Raw genomic sequence first — 20,208 nt, forward strand, 5'->3', positions numbered from 1 at the left:
CTTGGGGGGTTGGTGCGTTGCGGGATCACGCGTATCGTGTTTGAATACTTCGGGATTTTTCGGACCGCCCGGTCGATTCGGGGGGTGATCGTGATATCGACGGGCCGGCGAAGGCCACGAGGGGACCGCTTCATGGTACGGGGAAAGGGATTGATTCGCTGGCTGGCTGCTGCCGCCTTGGTGGGTACTGCGGCGGTAACTCCCGTGCTGGCGCAGACGACGCTGAAGATGGCATACGCGTTATCGGAGACGTCGCACTATGGCGTTGCGGCCGCGGCGTTTGCGAAGTCGCTGGCGGCCAGCGACCCCAACTTCAAGATCCAGCAGTTTCCCAACAGCCAGTTGGGCGGCGAGCGCGAAGTGATCGAAGGCCTGCAGTTGGGCACCATCGACATGGCCATTGTCTCCACCGGCGCATCGCTGAATTTCGTGCCGCAGACGGGCGTGTTCGATATCCCGTTCCTGTTCCGTGACCTGGCGCATGCGCGCAAGGTGCTGGACGGCAAGATCGGCCAGGACATGCTGGCGCAGTTCCCCAAGCGGGGCCTGGTGGCGCTGGCCTGGGGCGAACAGGGTTTCCGCCATCTGACCAACAATGTGCGGCCCGTGAAGGAACCGGCCGACATCAAGGGGCTGAAGATCCGCACCACCGAGAACCCCATCCACATTGCCGCTTTCCGGCAGCTGGGTGTGCTGGCCACGCCCATGGCCTGGCCAGAGGTGGCGACCGCCCTGCAGCAAGGCACCATCGATGGCCAGGAAAACCCGCTTTCCGTGCTGGTGTCGGTGAAGATCTGGCAACTGCAGAAATACCTGTCGCTCACGGCGCATGTGTACGGACCCGCACTCATCATGATGTCGCCGTCCGTCTATGACGGTCTGTCCGACGCGGACAAGGCAAAATTCAAGGATGCGGCCCATGCGGCGGTGGTCGCCATGCGCGCCTATGTGGATCAGGTCGAGAAGGATGGCGTGGAGACGCTGAAGAAAAACGGCATGCAGGTGAACACGGTGGACCACGCGGCCTTCGTGAAGGCGGTGGAACCGATCTATCCGCAGTACTACAAGCAATTCGGGAAGGATCTGGTTGAATCCATCCGCAATACGCAGTGATCTGTGCGGCGCGATGTCATGCCCATCCTGAGTTCGATTGATCGCGGATTGTTCCGGACGGTGTCCTGGGTCGCCCAGGCGCTGCTCTGGTCCGCCGTAGCTGCCGGTTTCTACCAGGTCCTGGCGCGCTTCGTCTTTGAGTCGCCCTCCGCCTGGTCCGAGGCCTGGACGCGTGCGTCCATGATCTGGTCGGTGATGCTGGGCGTGGCGCTGGCGTTTCGCCAGGGCGCCATGCTGGGGGTCGACCTGCTGCACAACCTGCTCGAGCCCCACAAAGCCCGCATCCTGGAGCATCTGGTCATGCTGATCGTGGGCGGATTCCTGATCTTCCTGACCTGGGTGGGCGTGGACATGACCTGGCGAGTGCGGTTCCAGACGATGCCCAGTTTGGCGGTGTCGATTTCCTGGGTCTATGTGTCCATCCCCTTGGGGGCCCTTTTGTCGCTTTTTGGGGCGCTCGCCTACTGGGCCGGGCCGCGCCACACGCACATCGAAACCAACTGATCCGGAGCCTGGCGCATGTCGCAGTTGATGGTCCTCTCCATGCTGCTGTTCTTTGGACTGACCGTGCCGGTGGCGGTCTCGATCGGTCTGGCGTCCATGGTGGCGGTGGGCGCCGACGGCCACATGACGTGGCTGGTGATCGCGCAGCAGCTCTATGCGGCGATGGACAAATATCCGCTGGTGGCCGTGCCATTCTTCATCCTGGCGGGGAACCTCATGGAGGCGGGTGGCATTTCCGAGCGCATGGTGGAGTTCGCCAAAAGCGTGGTGGGTGGCGTGCAGGGCGGCCTGGCCTGCAGTTGCGTACTGACCTGCATGATTTTTGCGGCGGTGGCCGGCTCCAGCGTGGCCACGACGTTTGCCGTGGGATCCATCCTGATCCCGGCGATGGTGAAGCATGGCTATCCGCCACCGTTCGCAGCGTCCCTACAGGCCTCGGCGGCGGAACTGGGTGTCATCATCCCGCCGTCCATCCCGATGATCCTGTTCGCGGTTTCCACGGACACCTCGGTGGGCGAGGTCTTCATCTCGGGGATCGGGCCCGGGATCCTGATTGTGATTGCCATGATGCTGTACGTTTGGCTCTATGCGCGCAGTCACGGCTATGGCACTCACGACGGTGACAATCGCCTGCCGGTCTGGGCGGCCTTCAAAAAGGCGTGGTGGGCACTGCTCATGCCCGTCATCATCCTGGGTGGGATCTACGGCGGCATCTTCACGCCCACCGAGGCGTCGGCCGTGGCGGTGGTGTATGCGCTGTTCGTGGGCGGATTCATTTACCGGCGGCTGGATGCCAGGACGCTGAGCCGGACCTTTCACCGTTCGGTGGTGTCCACCGCCATCATCATGTTCATCATCGCCAACGCTGGCGTGTTCGGGTTCTTGCTGAACCGCGCAGGCGTGCCCATGGCGCTGGGCGAGTGGCTCAGCCATCTGTTCCACAGCAGCTTCGCGTTCCTGATGGGTGTGAACGCGGCGCTGTTCATCATCGGCATGTTCATCGAGACCTCCGCCTCCATCGTGGTGCTGGCCCCGTTGCTGCTGCCGGTCGCCACCCAGTTCGGTGTGGACCCGGCGCATTTTGGCGTCATCATGGTGGTGAACCTGGCCCTGGGCATGGTGACGCCGCCTTTTGGCGTGAACCTGTTTGCCGCCTGCACGGTGGCCAACGTTCCGATCGAGAGGCTCATCCGGCCGCTGCTGCCGTTCGTGGGCGTGGTGCTGTGCTGCCTGATGGTGATCACATACTGGCCGGATCTGTCGCTGTATCTGCGCGACCTGGTGTATCGCTGAGCATCTCTGGCCGAGGGATCAGCGCGCGTGCTGACCGGGTCGGCCTGGGAACCCAGTCAGGATTTCTTCTCGTGGTGGCCGCCGAACGCGTGGCGCATGGCCGACAGCATCTGGTTGGCGAACAGGTCCTGGTCGCGGGACCCGAAGCGGGCGAACAGCGCGGAAGTCAGCACCGGAGCCGGGACGCCTTGCTCGATGGCGGCCTGGGCCGCCCAGCGGCCTTCGCCGGAGTCGGAGACGGCGCCCTGGTAGTGCTTCAAATTCGGGTCCTGGTGCAGTTCGGTGGCCGTCAGGTCCAGCAGCCAGGAGCCGATCACGCTACCCCGGCGCCAGAGCTCGGCGATGTCGGCCAGCGGTAGATCGTACTGATGATGTTCTGGGTGCTCGAGCGGTGTGGTTTCGGCGTCTGTCTGGTGATCCTGGCGACCCATGCCGGCGTGGCGCAGGATGTTGAAGCCTTCGGCGTAGGCCGCCATCAGCCCGTATTCGATGCTGTTGTGAATCATCTTCACGAAGTGGCCCGCACCGCTTTCACCGCAGTACAGAAAGCCCCGTTCGGCTGGCGAGGGATCGCCGTCGCGCCCGGTTGAGCGGGGGGCCGCTTCGAAACCAGGGCTCAGCGCTGCGAAGACTGGTTCCAGAAGACGGCATGCATCCGCCGGGCCGCCAACCATCAGGCAGTAGCCGCGCTCACGCCCCCAGACCCCGCCGCTCACCCCCACATCCACATAATGGATGCCTAGGTCCGCCGCGACCTGTGCGCGGCGAATGTCCTCGGTGTAATGCGAATTGCCCCCATCGATCAGGATGTCGCCCGCCTCGAGCAGGGGCAGCACCTGTGTCATGACCGCATCGACCACGCCGCTGGGCACCATCATCCAGACCGATCGCGGCTTCGGCAACCTCTCGATCAGGTCGGCGATGCGGGTTGCCGTGGCGATTCCCTGTTGATGGCTGCGATCCGCGGCGTCCGCGTCTGCGTCATGGCCGACGCAGGCGATGCCCGCGGACTGCAGGCGCAGGATCATGTTGCAGCCCATGCGCCCCAGGCCGATCAGGCCCAGCGGTCCGGTGAAAATGGTGCTGTTCATCGGCGATCCGTCTGTCGTCAGAATGCCGCGCCGTCGTCATCGGCGGGGGGCGCTGGTTTTCTGGGTTTTGCGGCCGCCTTCCCGGCTGTTTTGCGGGGCGACTTCGCCTTGGCTGATTTCCCGTTCGCGCTGCCGGTCGCCTTGGCGCGCGTGGTCTTGGTAGCGGCCTTCTTGGCGGGCGCCTTAGGTGTTTCCGCAGGCGCATCGGCTGATTTCGCGGTCGAGGTCCGGGCAGCCGATGGTTTTGCGCTGCCTGCCTTCGCAGCGGCACCCGCCTTCGGCGCCCGCGCCTCGAATTCGAAGCCGATCTTGCCATCCTTCTGGCGTACCAGGTAAGCCTTGAACTTGCGGTTCGTGCGGCTGGAGACGAATCCCTGGAACAGATCGGTCTTGCCGGTTTCCAGCAGCTTCGTCATTTGTGCGGCGGGGATTTCCTGCTGCAGGATGACCTTGCCGCTACGGAAGGTGCAGGACTTTCCCGGCCCGACCGAGTGCTCGCAGACGTAATTCATGCCATGTTCGAAGACCCGGCCGCCGCACTTGGGACACGCGCCCAGGGCAGTCTGGCCCGAGAAGTCCACGGCTTCACTGTCTTCATCGTCCTTCTGGCCGAAGTCGAATTCCAGCTTGAACTCGTCCGTGATGCGCAGCAGCGCGGCAAAGGGCCGTCCCATCTTGCTGATGAAGCCGGTGAGCGGCCCGATCTGGCGGTGCTTCAGCAGGTCTTCGACTTCGGAAATCTCGAACGTGCGCCCGCCCGGGTGCTTGCCAATGGAAAAATCGCAGTTCGTGCAGGCGTATCGGCGGTAGTTTTCCTTCACCACCGCGCCACACTTGGGGCAGGGGGTCTTCAGTGTGGCATAGTCGCCGGGCACTGTGTCGCGTTCGTATTCCTTGGCCCGCTTGACGATGACCTGGGTCATCTGCGCGATTTCCCGCATGAAGGACTCGCGGTCCAGCTTGCGCTGCTCGACGAGCTTCAGCTGATGCTCCCACTCGCCCGTCAGCTCTGGCGAAGTGAGTTCATTCACGCCCAGACCCGAGAGCAGCGTCATGAGCTGCCGCGCTTTTGCACTGGGGATCAGGTCGCGTCCCTCGCGGCGCAGGTAGCCTTCGTTCAGCAAGCCTTCGATGATGGCGGCCCGGGTGGCTGGTGTGCCCAGACCACGCTCGGACATGGCCTCGCGCAGCGCCTCGTCGTCCACGAGTTTGCCGGCGCCTTCCATGGCCGAGAGCAGCGTGGCTTCGTTGAACCGTGCGGGCGGCTTGGTCGCCAGGCCACGTGCTTCGATGTCTTCGGTGCGCACCCGTTCGCCATCCGCGACCGGAACCAGCGAGGCATCCTGGCCCTGGGATTCGCGGCCGTAGATGGATAGCCAGCCGGGAGAGACCAGGACCTTGCCCTCGGTTTTGAACGAATGCTCCGAGACCTGCGTGATGCGGGTAGTGATGTGGAACTCCGCTGCCGGAAAGAAGACCGCCAGGAAGCGTCGAGCCACCAACTCGTAGATCTTGAATTCGGCGTCTGATAGTTCGCGTGGCACCTGCAGCGTGGGGATGATCGCGAAGTGGTCAGAAATCTTGGTATCGTCGAAGATGCGCCGGTTGGGCTTGACCCAGCTCTGCTCCACCACCCGGGCGGCGAATGGCTTCACCGTGCGGGCAGCGCCCGATTCGCTGTCGGCCAGCACCCGCATGGTCTGTTTGACCGTGTCCACATAGTCTTGCGGCAGGTATCGGGAGTCTGTCCGCGGGTAGGTGAACGCCTTGTGGCGTTCGTATAGCGTCTGGGCCAGCGACAGCGTGGTCTTGGCCGAAAAGCCGAAGCGTGAGTTGGCCTCGCGCTGCAGCGTGGTCAGATCAAAAAGGGCCGGGGAGACCTGCGTGCTGGGTCTGGATTCCTCGGTCACGGTGCCGGGGTTGTCGCGGCAAGCTGTGACGATGCTCTGGGCGGCGGCTTCCGACCAGAGACGCGAGTCGCGCGAGTCGGGGTCCTGCTCGTCCTTCTTGAACTTGGGGTCGAACCAGCGACCCTCGTAGAGGCCCGCAGCGGCCACGAAGGTCGCGTGAACTTCCCAGTAGTCGCGCGAGACGAAGCTGCGAATGCGGTCTTCACGCTCCATGACGATGGCCAGCGTGGGCGTCTGGACCCGGCCCACTGGCGTCTTGAAGAAGCCCCCGTCCTTGCTGTTGAAGGCCGTCATTGCGCGGGTACCGTTGATGCCGACCAGCCAGTCGGCCTCGGCGCGAGACCGTGCAGCGGCTTCCAGCGGCTTCATGGTGTCGTCGTCCCGCAGGTTCTGGAAGGCTTCGCGGATGGATGCCTGGGTCATGGACCGCAGCCAGAGGCGCTGGATCGGTTTCTTGACCCCCGCGTACTGAATGATATAGCGGAAGATGAGTTCGCCCTCGCGCCCTGCGTCGCAGGCGTTGATGACGGCTCCCACGTCCTTGCGCTTGAGCAGCTTGATCAGCATTTTCAGCCGCTCGCCCGAGCGCTTGTCGGTCGGCCCCAGCTCGAAATGCGGTGGAATCACAGGCAGCTGAGCGAAACTCCATTTGCCGCGCACCGGGTCATTGGGCGCCACCAGGCTGAGCAGATGCCCCACGCTGGAGGACAGCACGTACGAGTCGCTCTCGAAGTAATCCCCCTCGCGGGAGAACCCCCCCAGGGCGCGGGAGATATCCAGTGCAACCGACGGCTTTTCGGCAATGATCAGAGTTTTAGTCATGAAGTTCCAGGAGCGGCCGGATGTGCAGCCGCATAGCGCGGATCATACGACGAATATATCAAACGGGTGCTGGGCCCATCATTTGCCCAACCCGGCTATCCTCCTGTCGGGGATGGCAGATCAGGGGAAGCGCTGCGCCCAGCGGGCGGCGGCTTCACCTAGAAAAACATCTCGGCTGTGTGCAGGAAATGGCGCGAAACCCAGGGCCTGCCAGGCGTCCTGGAGGGCTTCGAGCGGGTCCGCCAGATCCAGGGCCGGTGCATGGTTCTGTTTCGAGAGCTTGCGCCCTTCGGCGTCCAGCACCAGCGGGACGTGCATCATGCGTGGGGCCGGCAGCCCCAGCGCCCGTGCCAGCTGCCGCTGCCGAGCGGTGGAATCCAGAAGGTCGGCGCCGCGCACCACGTCCGTGACGCCCTGCGCAGCGTCGTCGACGACCACCACGAGTTGGTAGGCCCACAGACCGTCTGCGCGGCGGATGATGAAATCGCCCACCTCGTTCGCCACGTCCTGGCTTTGCGGCCCCAGCCAGCGGTCCTGAAAGATTTCCCGGCCGGACTCGACCCGGAAGCGCCACGATGGCTGGACGGCGGCATGGGGCTGATGCCTGGCGCGGCCGGTCGTTTTGTCCGGCCGGCAGGTGCCGGGGTAGGGGCCGGCGGCGAGATCGCGCCGGCTGCAGGTGCAACCATAGGTGCGGCCCTTCGCCTGAAGGCGGGCGAAGGCCTGTGCATATAAGGAGTGGCGTTCGGATTGCCAGACGGCGGCGTGGTCCCAGCGCATCCCGAGCGCGTCCAGCTGCGCCATGATGATTCCGTCCGCGCCAGCGGCGGTACGGGGCGTGTCGATGTCTTCGATGCGCAGCAGCCACTCGCCGTGGTGGGCGCGGGCGTCCAGGAAGCTGGCCAGAGCTGCCACCAGTGAACCGGCGTGCAGCGGCCCGCTGGGGCTGGGTGCGAAACGCCCGACGTAGCGGCCCCGTGGGGGCGACACATCAAGAGGCATGGCAGGAATCACGGGGCGCGAGGGCGCCCGTCAGTGCGCCAGGCGCGGGTCGTCATCAGCCAGAAGTTCTTCGAAGATCAGGTGGTCGACCTCGGCCTCCTGGCTCCAGAGCACCATGAGCGCCAGGATCTTGATCTCGGTCAGGCTGAGCGGCGCCTCGTGGGCGGCCTGCGCGCAGCCGATGAGGATCTCACGCAGTGCTGGTGGCAGCGCGCCCGAGCTTTCGAGGAATACGATGAAGCCGATGGCTTCGGTTCCCAGCGCGCTGTATTCCTGCTCGGTGTAGATCCGGGGTGCGTGCGACTCTGTGTGCCGACCCAGGGATGCCAAGACCAGGCATTGTTCGGTCGTATTGGCCAGCTCGCGCAGCCAACTGAGCGCGTCGTCGATGTCTTCGTGCTCGAACCCCGCAGCGGCGAGCTTGCTGGCAAGGATCTCGGCGCGTGGACAGGCTTCGGGGGTGTAGTAGTTCTCGAACAGATAGACCAGGATATCGTACATGGCGTCGCATCCAGAATTGCGCCTACAGTGTACTTGATCCGCCCGATCAGCAGGGTACGGATGGGTACGACCATGGTGCGCCTCAAGCCCTGGGACCTGCCGCCGCGAACGCCTGTTTCAGATCTGCGATCAGGTCGCCGGGTTCTTCCAGTCCGACATGCAGGCGTATGACGGTGCCGGCTTTCATGCGGGCATCCGCAATCTGAGCCCAATAGCTGTGGGTGGCAAGTGCCGCCGGCTCCACCTGCGTCACCAGACTTTCATAGCCGCCCCAGGAATATCCGATCCCGAACAGGCGCAGCGCGTCGATCACCCGGCGTACCTGATGTTCGTCGAAATCGACTGACACGGACAGCAAGCCGTTGGATCCGGTAGCATCCCGCTGCCACAGGGCGTGACCGGCGTCCTGTGGCCAGGCGGGGAAAAAGATGTGAGAGACTTCGGGGCGCTGCGCCAGCCAGTTACATACGTCCAGCGCGTGCTCCCCGCAGGTGCGCATGCGCAGCCCCAGGGTTCGGGCACCGCGGATGGCCAGCCAGGCGTCGTCGGCACTGACGGTGCTGCCCAACGCGTAGTGTGTCTCGTGCAGTCTCGCGATCCGCGCCGGGTCGCGGGCAATGGCTGCGCCCAGCATCAGATCGGAGTGGCCCCCGACGTATTTGGTGGCGGCGATGACGGAAACGTCGGCGCCCAGCGTGAGTGGGCGATAGATGTAACCGGAGCCCCAGGTGTTGTCGGTGATGACGGTCAGCCCGTGATCGTGTGCCCAGCGTGACAGCGCAGGCACGTCCTGCATCTGCAGCAGCAGCGATCCCGGAGATTCCAGATACAGCACGCGGGTCTCGGGGCGCAGCGCCGCCTGCAGGTGTTCGATGTCGGGGGCCACGAAGTCCATGGCAATACCCATGCGCGACAGGATCGTCTTGTGCAGATGGCGCACCGGGCCATACACAGAATCCACGACCAGCGCGTGTTCGCCCTGGCTCAGGAAGGCCAGCATCGCCATGCTGATGGCTGCCATCCCCGAAGGTGCGAGGAAGGCACGCTGGCCCCCTTCGAGCTGGCACAGCAGTTCTTCGAGCGCAGCGTGGGTCTGCAGGCCCACGCGTCCGTAGGTTGGCACCCGTTCGCCGCGCTGCTTGGCCGCCTGGGCGCGGTCCAGCACGTCCATGGAAGCAAACCGGACGGTGCTGGTTCGGTAGGACGGGAGCGCCACCGGCCCCGACCCCGTGGCCGGGTCCAGTGGTGCCTGGCCGGTGTGTTGCAGCAGGGTGTCGATGTGATCGGAAGCGGAAGATGTCATGGCAAAAAGTGGCTGGGGTGCAGTGTTCAGGAGCGTTGGAAGCGGTAGACGCCATCGGCTCCCAGATGGCGATTCAGTGCGCCCTGAAAGTATAGGGCGTGCAGGTGGGCGATGGATTCGCCCATGGCGAACGAAAGCTGATGGGTATCCAGCTTGCGGTGAAACAGCAGGGGCAGCAGGTCATGCGCGCTTTGCGGCTGCGCACAGGCCGTCAGGACCTCGGACAGACGTTCGGCATGGTGATCGAGCTGCTGGGTGACGCGCACCTGCAGTCCGCGAAAGGGCTTGCCGTGCGATGGCAGTACCAGCGCGTCCTCGGGCAGCGGGCGCAGTTGCTTGAGCGATTCCAGGTACAGGGCCAGCGGGTTGGCCTCGGGCTCCTGGGCGAACACGCTGACGTTGGTGGAAATGCGCGGCAGCACCATGTCGCCGGAAATCAGCACGCCCAGTGACGGGCACCAGAAGGAAGCGTGTTCGGGCGCGTGGCCGTAGCCCACGATGACTCGCCATTCGTGTCCGCCGATCTTCAGCGTGTCGCCGTCCATGATGCGGTGGAATTGGGCCGGGGCGTCGGGCACCATGCCGCCGTAATAGTTGCGTCGGGCCCGCATTTGGGCCTGGATCTCGGGATCCACCAGACCGTGGCGGGCGAAGTGCTGGATGGAGGGCTCGTTCGATGCAGCGTCGTCGTGGGCCGCACCGGACGGGCCGGTGCCACACCACAGCCGTGCCAGGACGTAGTCCGTCATGGTCATCCAGAGCGGAACCTGCCAGCGCGCGCACAGCCAATGCGCCAGCCCGACGTGATCCGGGTGCATGTGCGTGACCAGCACGCGCAGCACCGGCAGCCCGTCCAGCGCCTGTGCGAAGACCGTTTCCCAGGATTCGCGTACCTCTGGGCGATCGATGCCGCAATCCACGATGGTCCAGCCGTCGCGCCCGTCGATCTGGTCGCGCAGCAACCAGAGGTTGATGTGATCCAGCGCGAACGGCAGCGGCATGCGCAGCCAGCGGACGCCGTCGGCGACGGTGATCGCCTGTCCCGCAGCTGGGAGCGTTTCATTCAGCAGGTAGGTCAGTTGTTGTTCCTGGGGATTCATGTCGTTTCGAACTCCGTACGTTTGCCCGACACCCAGATTATGTCAGACAATACAACTGACGTTAACGTAAACTGAACTCGCTCGCCCGCATGGATATGCCCATGAATCAAACCACCTGGACGATTTCCGAACTGTCACAAGAGTTCGGTGTCACGCCCCGTACCATCCGGTTCTACGAAGACCAAGGCATCCTCAGTCCGGCCCGTGAAGGGCGCCGGCGCATCTATGCGCCTCGTGATCGTACGAGGCTGAAGCTTGCGTTGCGAGGGCGGCGGCTCGGGCTGCAGCTTGCCGAAATCCTCAGTCTGATCAATCTGTACGATCACAGCGGCGCCAGTTCGACCAAGCAGTTGCGGCACTATGCCGAGGTTCTGTCCAGTCACCGCGAGAAGCTGGAGCAGCAGCGCCGCGATCTGGACGAGACGCTGCGGGAGATCAGCCGCCAGCAGGCGGACTGTGAGGCCTTGCTGCGCGCCCGCGAGGCCGCCCGGTCCACAGCCCCCCAGGACTTCCCTGATTGACGTTAACGTAAACGTTATAGGAAAATCAGGTTCTTCCGCCATCGCGCACCGATTCCCTCAGGAGACACTTATGGACCTGCCTGGATTGAATTTCGACCTCGGCACTGATCTGGATATGCTGCGCGACGCCGTGCGCGAATTCGCGCAGTCAGAGATTGCTCCGCGGGCTGCCGAAACCGACCGCACCGACCAGTTCCCAATGGATCTATGGCGCAAGTTCGGCGACCTGGGGCTGTTGGGCGTGACGGTGGGCGAGACCTACGGCGGCTCCAGCCTGGGGTACTTGGCCCATATGATCGCGGTAGAGGAAATCTCCCGCGCCAGCGCGTCCATCGCCCTGTCCTATGGGGCACACTCGAATCTGTGCGTGAACCAGATCCACCGCAACGGCACTGAGGCCCAGAAGCGCAAATACCTGCCGGGGTTGATCTCGGGCGATCATGTGGGCGCGCTCGCCATGAGCGAGCCAGGGGCGGGGTCTGACGTGGTCAGCATGCGCCTGCGGGCCGAAAAGCGAGGCGACCGCTATGTACTCAACGGCACCAAGATGTGGATCACGAACGGGCCGGACGCCGATACGCTGGTGGTGTACGCCAAGACCGACCCTCAGGCCCGCCAGCATGGGATCACCGCCTTCATCGTGGAGAAGAGCTTTCCGGGCTTCTCGGTAGCCCAAAAACTCGACAAGCTGGGTATGCGCGGCTCGCATACGGGCGAGCTGGTCTTCCGGGACTGCGAGGTCCCCGAAGAAAACGTGCTGGGCCAGGTCAACGGGGGAGTGAAGGTCCTGATGAGCGGCCTGGATTACGAGCGCGCCGTCCTGGCTGCGGGGCCGTTGGGCATCATGCAGGCGGTGCTGGATGTGGTGGTGCCCTACGTCCACGAGCGGAAGCAGTTCGGCCAGTCCATTGGCGAGTTCCAGCTCATCCAGGGCAAGCTTGCCGACCTGTACACCACGCTGCAGGCCTGCCGCGCCTATTGCTACACGGTGGGCAAGAATCTGGATCGGCTGGGTGCGGAGCATGCGCGTCAGGTGCGCAAGGACTGCGCGGGGGTCATCCTGTATTGCGCTGAAAAGGCGACCTGGATGGCCGGCGAGGGCATCCAGATCCTGGGCGGCAATGGCTACATCAATGACTACCCCACCGGGCGCCTGTGGCGCGACGCGAAGCTTTACGAAATCGGCGCTGGCACCAGTGAAATTCGCCGCATGCTGATCGGCCGCGAATTGTTTGCCGAGACGGCCTGACCCCATGCGTGAGGACGGCGACCTGCGGCACATCGAGCCCGCTGTGCCTCGTGCGCACGGGCCCGAAGCTGTTGCTCGCATGATTCTCGCGGGCTTTGATCGCCACTATTCTCTGTTCCGCTATAGCGCGCAGCGCGCCAAATCGCTCTTCGAATCGGCTGACTGGCATGGGATCCAGCAGCTGGCGCGCGAACGCATCGAATACTACGACACGCGTGTTCGGGAATGCGCCACGGCCCTGGGGCAGGCGCTGCGCGGAACCGCGCCTGCACAGACCGCGCCGGGCTTGGCGCTGACGGCCGAACAGATCGATTTCTGGCAGGCCACCAAGACTTGCTACATTGCGCTGCTTGCCAGCCACCGGCAGCCTGAATGCGCGGAGACGTTCTTCAATTCAGTCTCGTGTCGAATACTGCATCGCAGCTACTTCAACAATGATTTCCTGTTCGTGCGACCGGCCGTCGCGACCGATTACATCGACAGCCTGCTGCCGTCCTACCGCTCCTACTATCCGCTCACCGATGGCCTGATGCCCAGTCTGATCCGCATGGTGGCCGATTTTGGCCTGGCGGCGCCTTATCAGGATCTCCCGGCGGATGCCCGACGGATGGCCCGCATGGGTTTGCGCCATCTGCGCCGGGTGCTGCCCAGGGGGCTGGGCCGGCGCCTGGCGCCAGACTGCCAGATCCAGGTGCTGGGCTCGCTGTTCTTCCGCAACAAGGGCGCCTACATCGTGGGCCGGGTCGTCAACCAGACCGCCATCCACCCCTTCGCCGTGGCGCTGCTGCATACGCCTTCCAACCACATTCAGCTCGATGCGCTGCTTCATACCAGCGATGATCTCAGTACGCTGTTCAGCTTCACGCGCGCGTACTTCCTGGTGGATATGGAGGCCCCCGCCGCCTATGTGGATTTCCTGGCTTCGCTCTTCCCCCGTAAGCCCAAGGCTGAGATCTATACCACCATTGGCCTGCAGAAGCAGGGCAAGACCCTCTTCTACCGCGATTTCCTGCACCATCTGTCGCACTCCAGCGATGCTTTCGATGCGGCGCCCGGGATCCAGGGCATGGTCATGACCGTGTTCACCCTGCCGTCCTACCCGTATGTGTTCAAGCTCATCCGCGAACACATCGCCAAGGACGGCATGGACGAAGCCACCGTGCGGCGCAAATACCAGCTCGTGAAGAAGCACGACCGCGTCGGGCGCATGGCAGATACCTGGGAATACTCGCAGGTGGCCTTGCCACGCGACCGCTTCTCGGCTCGGTTGCTCGCCAGCCTGCGTGCGGATGTTCCGGGTCTGCTGGAGGAGTCCACCGATCTCATCGTGTTCAAGCATGTCTATATCGAGCGGCGCATGACCCCGCTGAACATCTTCCTGGCCGGTGCCTCGGACACCGCCGTGGATTCTGCGATCCAGCAATACGGCCAGGCGATCCGCGAATTGGCGGCGGCCAACATCTTCCCCGGTGACATGCTGTACAAGAACTTTGGCGTCACCCGCCTGGGCCGCGTCGTGTTCTACGACTACGACGAAATCCAGCCCATGGCCGACATGCAGTTCCGCCGCGTCCCGCCGGCCCCCAACGAGGAGGCCGAGCTTGCCAGCGAGCCCTGGTATCCGGTGGGCGCGAACGATGTGTTCCCCGAAGAATTTTCACGCTTCCTGCTGGGTGATCCCAGGGTACGCGCCGCCTTTCTGAAGCACCATTCCGACCTTTTGGAGGCACAATGGTGGCAGAATTGCCGTGCGCGCGCCGCCCAGGGGCGTATTGAAGACATTTTTCCCTACCCTCCGGCGCGTCGGCTGCATTCGGCTTGCCCGTCCCGCTTCGACCGGGGGGCGACACCCCGTTACTAGGAGACCATCATGTCTGATCCCATCGTCATCGTTTCGGCCACCCGCACCCCCATGGGGAGCATGATGGGCAGCCTGTCCGCGCTCTCGGCGCACGAACTGGGCGCCATTGCCATCCGGGCGGCCGTAGATCGCGCCGGCATTGCGGATGACGCGGTCCAGGAAGTCATCATGGGCAATGTGCTGCAGGCCGGCCAGGGCCAGGCGCCCGCCCGCCAGGCGACCATCGGCGCCGGTCTGCCAAAGAGCACGCCGGCCAGCACGCTGCACAAGGTCTGCGGCTCGGGCATGAAGGCCGTCATGCTGGCGCATGACATCATCAAGGCCGAATCGGTCGACGTGGCGGTGGCGGGTGGCATGGAAAGCATGAGCAACGCGCCCTACCTGCTTCTCAAGGGCCGCCAGGGCTACCGCTATGGCCACTCCACGGTCTACGATCACATGGCGCTCGACGGCCTGGAAGATGCCTACCAGCGCGGCACCGCCATGGGGGTGTTCGCCGAGGACTGCGCCGGCAAATATCACTTCACGCGTGAAGAACAGGACGCCTTCTCGCTGGAATCGCTCAAGCGCGCACGCACGGCCAATGAAGACGGCAGTTTCAAGTGGGAAACCGTTCCGGTGACCATCCATGACCGCAAGGGCGATACCGTCGTGGACAAGGACGAGGCCCCGTTCAAGGCCAAGCCTGAGAAGATCCCCACGCTGAAGCCAGCGTTCAAGAAGGACGGGACCGTCACGGCGGCCAATTCGTCCTCGATTTCCGATGGGGCTTCCGCCCTGGTTGTCATGCGGGGTTCCAAGGCGCAGCAACTCGGCGTCAAGCCGCTGGCGCGCATCGTCGCCCATACGCAGCATGCCCAGGAACCCCAGTGGTTCACCACGGCGCCCGTCGGCGCCATGCAGAAGCTGCTCGCCAAGACCGGCTGGAAGATCGCGGACGTGGACCTGTTCGAAATCAACGAGGCCTTCGCCGTCGTCACCATGGCGGCCATGAAAGAGCTCGACATCCCCCACGGGAAGGTCAATATCCACGGCGGTGCCACTGCGCTGGGGCATCCCATCGGCTGCTCGGGAGCTCGGCTGATCACCACCCTGATTGGTGCGTTGCGCAAGACGGGCGGCAAGCGCGGTGTTGCGTCGCTGTGCATCGGCGGCGGTGAAGCTGTCGCCATAGCTATTGAAATGCTGTAAATCCGGACAGCACACCACGGGCCGGGATCACCGGCCCGTGGTGTGTCTGCCTCCTTTCAGGAATCGTCATGCCGGTCATCGAGTCCCGCATCAATCCACGATCACAAGAATTCCAGGACAATGCCCGCTCGATGCGGGCACAAATTGAAGATCTGCAGGCGCAACTCGCCCGCACGGCACGGGGTGGCAGCGAGTCCGCGCGTGCCAAGCACATCGCCCGCGGCAAGCTGCTGCCGCGCGAGCGGGTGGAGCGTCTGCTGGACCCGGGTACGCCTTTTCTGGAACTGTCCCCGTTGGCGGCGCACGACGTCTATGACAACGCCTCGCCGGGTGCCGGGTTGATCACTGGCATCGGTCGGATCAGCGGCACCGAGTGCGTCATTGTCTGCAACGACGCCACCGTCAAGGGCGGCACCTACTATCCGCTGACGGTGAAGAAGCACCTGCGTGCTCAGGAGATCGCCCAGCAGAACCATCTGCCATGCGTCTATCTGGTCGATTCGGGCGGGGCGAACCTGCCCAACCAGGATGAAGTCTTCCCGGATCGGGACCATTTCGGGCGCATCTTCTACAATCAGGCCGTCATGTCGTCCCTGGGTATCGCCCAGCTGGCGGTCGTCATGGGGTCGTGCACAGCCGGTGGCGCCTATGTGCCCGCCATGAGCGACGAGTCCATCATCGTACGCAACCAGGGCACCATCTTCCTGGGGGGGCCGCCGCTGGTGAAGGCGGCCACGGGCGAAGAGGTCACGGCAGAGGACCTGGGCGGCGGCGATGTACACACCCGCCTGTCGGGTGTTGCCGACCACTTGGCCGAAAACGATACCCATGCACTGCGGCTGGCTCGCGAGGCTGTGGCCCGACTCAACCGGCCGGCGATGCCGCTCGCCGGCCCCTGGTCAGAGCCGTTGTACGACCCAGCACAGCTCGACGGCATCATCCCCCAGGACACACGCAAGCCCTACGATGTGCGCGAGGTCATCGCGCGCATCACCGACGGGTCGGAGTTCGAGGAGTTCAAGGCGCGCTATGGCACCACCCTGGTGACCGGGTTTGCCCATATCTATGGCATGCCGGTGGGCATCATTGCCAACAACGGCATCCTGTTCTCGGAAGCGGCCCAGAAGGGCACCCACTTCATCGAGCTGTGTTGCCAGCGCAAGACCCCGCTGGTCTTTCTGCAGAACATCAGCGGCTTCATGGTGGGCCGCAAATACGAGAACGAAGGCATTGCGCGTCACGGCGCCAAGATGGTCACGGCGGTCTCGACGGCGGCCGTCCCCAAGTTCACCGTCCTGATTGGCGGGTCGTTTGGCGCTGGCAATTACGGGATGTGCGGGCGCGCCTTCGGTCCGCGGCTGTTGTTCATGTGGCCCAACGCCCGCATTTCGGTCATGGGCGGCGAGCAGGCGGCCAGCGTGCTGGCCACGGTGCGTCGCGACAGCATCGAGCGCAAGGGCGGCCATTGGTCTGCTCAGGAGGAGGATGCTTTCAAGGCACCCATTCGGGCCCAGTATGAGCACGAAGGCCATGCCTACTACTCCACGGCGCGTTTGTGGGATGACGGCATCATTGCGCCCGCCGAGACGCGCCGCGTCCTGGGACTGGGGCTGGCGGCTGCGCGGCATGCCCCGATCGAAGAGACGCGCTTCGGCGTATTCCGGATGTAAGGAGACTGCTTGTGTTCGACACCATTTTGATCGCCAACCGAGGCGAGATCGCCTGCCGCGTCGCCGCGACGGCCCGCCGCATGGGCATCCGCACGGTTGCGGTGTATTCCGATGCCGATGCGCAGGCCCGGCACGTCCAGGTCTGCGATCTGGCGGTCCGCATTGGCGGGCCGGAACCCGCCGACAGCTACCTGCGTGCCGACGCCATTCTGGAAGCCGCCCGCCGCACCGGGGCCCAGGCCATTCACCCCGGCTACGGGTTTCTGTCCGAGAATGCTGCGTTTGCACGAGCCTGCCAGGATGCGGGCCTGGTGTTCATCGGTCCGCCCGCTTCCGCGATTGCGGCCATGGGCAGCAAATCCGCCGCCAAGACCTTGATGTCCAAGGCAGACGTGCCGTTGGTGCCAGGCTATCACGGCGAGCGCCAGGAGCCGGACTTTCTGCAGGACCAGGCGCGTGCCATCGGCTACCCGGTGCTCATCAAGGCCAGTGCGGGTGGTGGCGGCAAGGGCATGCGGACCGTGGAGCGCGATGCGGACTTCAAGGCGGCCCTGGCGTCCTGCCAGCGCGAGTCCGCCAGCAGTTTCGGCAGCGCCCAGGTGCTCATCGAACGCTATCTGCAGAAACCGCGCCACATCGAATTCCAGATCTTTGGCGACACGCACGGGCAGTGCGTCTACCTGTTCGAGCGCGACTGCTCGGTGCAGAGACGCCACCAGAAGGTCATTGAAGAAGCCCCCGCGCCGGGCATGACTCCCGAGCGGCGCAAAGCCATGGGCGAGGCGGCAGTGGCGGCCGCGCAGGCCGTAGGCTACGTTGGGGCCGGCACGGTGGAATTCATCGCCGAACCGGATGGGCGCTTCTACTTCATGGAGATGAACACGCGCCTGCAGGTCGAACACCCCATCACCGAGGCGATCACCGGACAGGATCTGGTGGAATGGCAGCTCCGCGTGGCGGCGGGCGAACCCCTGCCGCTGCGCCAGGAGGAACTGCGCATCCAGGGCCACGCCATCGAGGCGCGTATCTACGCCGAGAACCCGGCCAATGACTTCCTGCCCAGCATCGGGCATCTGGACGTGCTCACCTGGCCCGAGCATGTGAATTTCCGCATTGGTGCCCTGCGGGTCGATGGTGGCGTGCGCGAAGGCGATACCATCACGCCATATTACGATCCCATGATCGCCAAGCTCATCGTCCATGCCGACGACCGCGACCAAGCGCGTCAGCGCATGCAGCGCGCGCTGGGAGCCATCTGCTGCACCGGCCTGCACACCAATATTGCGTTCCTCGGGCGGTTGATGAGTTCCCGAGCCTTTGCGACGGCCGATCTGGATACCGGCCTGATTGAACACGAGCATGATCATCTGTTTCCGGCGGCGCAGCCAGCATCGGCCACAGTCCTGGGCCTGGCGGCCGCCGCGCTGCTGCCGGCCGCATCGGCTCCTGCGCCTCACAGCACGGGAACGGCCGGTCCCTGGCAGCTCGCCGACGGCTGGAGGGTCGGCGCCCACTATGCCCGCACACTGACCTTCGGTGATGCGGCGGGAGAGCGCAGCCTGTTGGTGCGGCGCGATGGCGGCGCCTGGACGCTGGCGGTCGATGGTGGGGAGCCCCAGCCCTTCCATTGGCATGTGGGCGGCCCTGGCGCTACGGAAATCCGCATCCAGCTCGGCGGCTCCGAGGCCCAGGGCCGGGTTCATCTCCAGGCCTTGCGGCTGGACGTTTTCAGCGATGGCCAGCGCACGACCCTGCAGTGGCAGGATCCGATTTCCCTGGCCACCCAGCAGGCCGATGACACCGCTGGCGGCCTGACCGCGCCCATGCCAGGGAAGATCCTGTCGGTTGCCGTGGCGGTCGGAGATACCGTGCACAAAGGCACGCCGTTGATCGTGATGGAAGCCATGAAGATGGAGCATTCCATCGAGGCGCCGCACGACGGTACGGTCCAGGAAATCTTTTATGGCGTGGGCGATCAGGTTCAGGAAGGCGCCACGCTGATCGCATTGGAGACCCCATGAATGCATTCAAAGTAGCCATCCTGGCGCTGGGCGGCACGATTGCCATGACGAAAAGCGAGGATGGCGGGGTCGTGCCGACGCTCACCGGTGAGATGCTGGCGGCGGCGGTGCCGGGTCTGGGCGAGCTTGCGCAGATCGACGCACGCACCTTCCGCCAGCTTCCGAGCCCCCATCTGAAATACGGTGATCTGGAGGACCTGGCCGGGGAAATCATTCGGCTGGATCAGGCCGGTTGCCGTGGCGTGGTCGTCACCCAGGGCACCGACACCATCGAGGAAACCGCATTCGTGCTGGACCTTTTGACGGACCTGGAGATGCCGGTCGTCGTCACGGGCGCCATGCGCAATCCCACCGTGGCTGGGGCGGACGGCCCGGCGAACCTGTTGGCGTCTGTCCAGGTGGCCATCAGTTCCGAAGCGCGCGGCTGTGGGTGCCTCGTGGTGATGAACGATGAAATCCATGCTGCCCGCTTCGTGCGCAAGATGCACACGAGCCGCCTGGATGCCTTCGGCTCGCCGGCGAGCGGCCGACTGGGCTGGGTCAGCGAGGGTCGGGTCTTCGTAGGGTCCAGGCTGGAGCGACCGCCCACCATCCCGCTGTCGGGGTTGAGCGAGAATCATCGGGTGGCGCTCATCACCGTCGCGCTGGGCGATGACGGTACGCTCATCCGGGCGCTGCCGCCCGGACAATTCCAGGGGCTGGTCGTGGAGGCGACAGGCGGCGGGCATGTGCCGGTCGAGGTTGCCGATGCGTTGGAAGTAGTGGCGCGGCGGATGCCCGTCATCCTGGCCTCGCGCACGGGTGCCGGTGAAACGTTGTCGCACACCTATGGGTTTCCCGGCGGCGAAATCGACCTCCAGCGTAGGGGGCTGATCCGCGCCGGCTGGCTGGATGGCCTGAAGGCCAAGACACTGCTCACGCTACTGCTTCGCCACGGAGTCACCAGTGTCTCGGACATCAGTGCGGCCTTCGAACCATGGGGCGGTGGCTCGCGTCGCTGAGCGGACTTCCGCGGTCGGTTCACATGCCAGATAGCGGACCGGGGTGACGGGATCG

The 20,208-nt window shown here is 64.5% G+C and carries 16 protein-coding genes; 10 read left to right on the forward strand and 6 right to left on the reverse strand.

The annotated features are described in order from the left end of the window. The first annotated feature begins 132 nt into the window (after positions 1-132). From EPN31_RS11340 to EPN31_RS11350, 3 genes are read left to right on the forward strand one after another with little or no spacing between them, the layout of a single operon-like run. Positions 133-1,113 carry a TRAP transporter substrate-binding protein gene (locus EPN31_RS11340; RefSeq protein WP_291773209.1) on the forward strand — a complete coding sequence of 327 codons (981 nt, stop codon included), beginning with the start codon at positions 133-135 and terminating at the stop codon, positions 1,111-1,113. 18 nt (positions 1,114-1,131) lie between these two features. Then, positions 1,132-1,617, forward strand: coding sequence for a TRAP transporter small permease (locus EPN31_RS11345; protein ID WP_291773211.1), 486 nt, complete (start codon positions 1,132-1,134; stop codon positions 1,615-1,617). A 15-nt stretch (positions 1,618-1,632) separates the two neighbouring features. After that, on the forward strand, positions 1,633-2,910 hold the full coding sequence (locus EPN31_RS11350) for a TRAP transporter large permease (RefSeq protein WP_291773214.1): 1,278 nt from the start codon (positions 1,633-1,635) through the stop codon (positions 2,908-2,910). Positions 2,911-2,966: 56 nt separating this feature from the next. Here the strand turns inward: EPN31_RS11350 and gnd are convergent, their stop codons facing one another. The 6 genes from gnd to EPN31_RS11380 all read right to left on the reverse strand — a co-directional run bounded on the left by gnd (position 2,967) and on the right by EPN31_RS11380 (position 10,639). Continuing rightward, complete coding sequence (gene gnd / locus EPN31_RS11355; protein ID WP_291773215.1) at positions 2,967-4,001, reverse strand: phosphogluconate dehydrogenase (NAD(+)-dependent, decarboxylating); 1,035 nt, start codon at positions 3,999-4,001, stop codon at positions 2,967-2,969. Positions 4,002-4,018: 17 nt separating this feature from the next. Then, on the reverse strand, positions 4,019-6,733 hold the full coding sequence (locus tag EPN31_RS11360) for a DNA topoisomerase III (RefSeq protein ID WP_291773217.1): 2,715 nt from the start codon (positions 6,731-6,733) through the stop codon (positions 4,019-4,021). Between the two features lie 120 nt (positions 6,734-6,853). Further along, a complete protein-coding gene (gene gluQRS, locus EPN31_RS11365) occupies positions 6,854-7,735 on the reverse strand; it encodes a tRNA glutamyl-Q(34) synthetase GluQRS (protein WP_291773219.1) in 882 nt (293 codons plus the stop codon). Between the two features lie 30 nt (positions 7,736-7,765). After that, positions 7,766-8,236, reverse strand: coding sequence for a DUF494 family protein (locus EPN31_RS11370; protein WP_291773221.1), 471 nt, complete (start codon positions 8,234-8,236; stop codon positions 7,766-7,768). A gap of 82 nt (positions 8,237-8,318) precedes the next feature. Beyond that, complete coding sequence (locus tag EPN31_RS11375) at positions 8,319-9,539, reverse strand: PLP-dependent aspartate aminotransferase family protein (RefSeq protein ID WP_291773223.1); 1,221 nt, start codon at positions 9,537-9,539, stop codon at positions 8,319-8,321. A gap of 26 nt (positions 9,540-9,565) precedes the next feature. Further along, entirely contained in the window at positions 9,566-10,639 is a 1,074-nt protein-coding gene (locus tag EPN31_RS11380) for an MBL fold metallo-hydrolase (protein ID WP_291773225.1), read from the reverse strand. A 101-nt stretch (positions 10,640-10,740) separates the two neighbouring features. On the opposite strand from EPN31_RS11380, the gene EPN31_RS11385 reads away from it, so the two are divergent. The 7 genes from EPN31_RS11385 to EPN31_RS11415 all read left to right on the forward strand — a co-directional run bounded on the left by EPN31_RS11385 (position 10,741) and on the right by EPN31_RS11415 (position 20,153). Next, positions 10,741-11,160 carry a MerR family DNA-binding transcriptional regulator gene (locus EPN31_RS11385; protein ID WP_291773226.1) on the forward strand — a complete coding sequence of 140 codons (420 nt, stop codon included), beginning with the start codon at positions 10,741-10,743 and terminating at the stop codon, positions 11,158-11,160. Positions 11,161-11,230: 70 nt separating this feature from the next. Beyond that, a complete protein-coding gene (locus EPN31_RS11390) occupies positions 11,231-12,409 on the forward strand; it encodes an isovaleryl-CoA dehydrogenase (RefSeq protein ID WP_291773229.1) in 1,179 nt (392 codons plus the stop codon). A 4-nt stretch (positions 12,410-12,413) separates the two neighbouring features. Further along, positions 12,414-14,270 carry a bifunctional isocitrate dehydrogenase kinase/phosphatase gene (gene aceK, locus EPN31_RS11395; RefSeq protein ID WP_291773230.1) on the forward strand — a complete coding sequence of 619 codons (1,857 nt, stop codon included), beginning with the start codon at positions 12,414-12,416 and terminating at the stop codon, positions 14,268-14,270. 9 nt (positions 14,271-14,279) lie between these two features. Continuing rightward, on the forward strand, positions 14,280-15,461 hold the full coding sequence (locus EPN31_RS11400; protein ID WP_291773232.1) for an acetyl-CoA C-acyltransferase: 1,182 nt from the start codon (positions 14,280-14,282) through the stop codon (positions 15,459-15,461). A gap of 68 nt (positions 15,462-15,529) precedes the next feature. Further along, positions 15,530-17,131, forward strand: coding sequence for a carboxyl transferase domain-containing protein (locus EPN31_RS11405; RefSeq protein ID WP_291773234.1), 1,602 nt, complete (start codon positions 15,530-15,532; stop codon positions 17,129-17,131). A gap of 11 nt (positions 17,132-17,142) precedes the next feature. Next, entirely contained in the window at positions 17,143-19,152 is a 2,010-nt protein-coding gene (locus EPN31_RS11410) for an acetyl/propionyl/methylcrotonyl-CoA carboxylase subunit alpha (RefSeq protein ID WP_291773236.1), read from the forward strand. Further along, positions 19,149-20,153 (forward strand): asparaginase, encoded by a 1,005-nt coding sequence (locus tag EPN31_RS11415; RefSeq protein WP_291773238.1) that lies wholly within the window; start codon positions 19,149-19,151, stop codon positions 20,151-20,153. Before EPN31_RS11410 ends, EPN31_RS11415 begins: the two co-directional genes overlap by 4 nt. Positions 20,154-20,208 lie beyond the last annotated feature (55 nt).

It is taken from the genome of Castellaniella sp., assembly GCF_004321985.1.
Taxonomy (GTDB): Bacteria; Pseudomonadota; Gammaproteobacteria; order Burkholderiales; family Burkholderiaceae_B; genus Castellaniella.